Source organism: Primorskyibacter sedentarius (genome assembly GCF_004342065.1).
Taxonomy (GTDB): Bacteria; Pseudomonadota; Alphaproteobacteria; order Rhodobacterales; family Rhodobacteraceae; genus Primorskyibacter; species Primorskyibacter sedentarius.
Genome location: NZ_SLZU01000034.1, coordinates 1 through 943 on the forward strand (window position 1 = coordinate 1; position 943 = coordinate 943).

A 943-nucleotide genomic window follows, 5' to 3' on the forward strand; every position below is an offset into this window, starting at 1 on the left:
AGGCGGCCGCACCGTTGGTTCCGGCGTCGTCTCGAAGATCATCGAGTAAGAAAACTGACTGCGCGGGGAGCCAACCCCTCCCCGCAGGGTTCGACAAACAAGCAGGGCCGCCCTTATCAGGCGGCCCTGTTGCGTTTCAGGCAGGCTGACGGTCACGCCAGCTCTGGAAGTCTTACGAGTTCAGAAGGATCGCCTTCACCTGGCTGGCCTTCTCGCTATGCGTGCCGCTGCCATACATGACGGCGCTCAGGCGCAGCTTGGTTTGCTTGTCCAGTTCGCTGGCATCGACCGACGGCTCGTAATCTTTCAGGTCGCTGGCGAAGGTGGTCTCGCCTGCATCTGCGGGAACGTAAACCGTGGTGTCATTCTCGATCAGGGCGCCTTCATTCAGGGCAACGGCAGTGACTTTCGACTGTTTCTCACTGTAGGAGTCGCCACCGGCAATGATGTTGGAAATCTGCAGGCGGGCATCTTCGCTCAGCAACTCGTAGCTGACATTCGGCGCGAAGGTTTCAATCTCGACTTCTTGTGCTTCATTGGCAAAAGCTGCCCCGGAAATGGTAGCTGCGGTCAGGGCGGTTGCAAGCATCAGACGTTTCATAAGTCTCTCCTTAATAATGTTAATTTGCCGCGTGTCGGTGCGACGAGGCACCTCATCGGCGCCGCTGGGGAGAGAATGCGAAACCCCGCCGAAGCGTTCCGCTGGCGGGGTCACGAATGGGTCACGAGCTTGTGAGATGGACGCCGCGCTTGGATGGCTGCGGCGTCCAATCGGGTGCGGCAAAGGCCGTGCCCTTAGTTTGCGTTCAGCAGGATTGCGCGAACGGTCGATGTCTTTTCGCTCTCGGAGCCGGAGCCGTGGATGGCCTGAACGGCTGCGTTGACGGTTGCATCGTCGAGTGTCGAGACGTCTACGGAGGGAGCGTAGGATTTGATCTCGTGA

1 protein-coding gene is annotated in these 943 nt (G+C 59.1%); it reads right to left on the reverse strand.

The genetic code is table 11. From position 1 onward, the window contains the following. Window positions 1–172 precede the first annotated feature (172 nt). Entirely contained in the window at window positions 173–601 is a 429-nt protein-coding gene (locus EDD52_RS21915) for a hypothetical protein (RefSeq protein WP_132248759.1), read from the reverse strand. Window positions 602–943 lie beyond the last annotated feature (342 nt).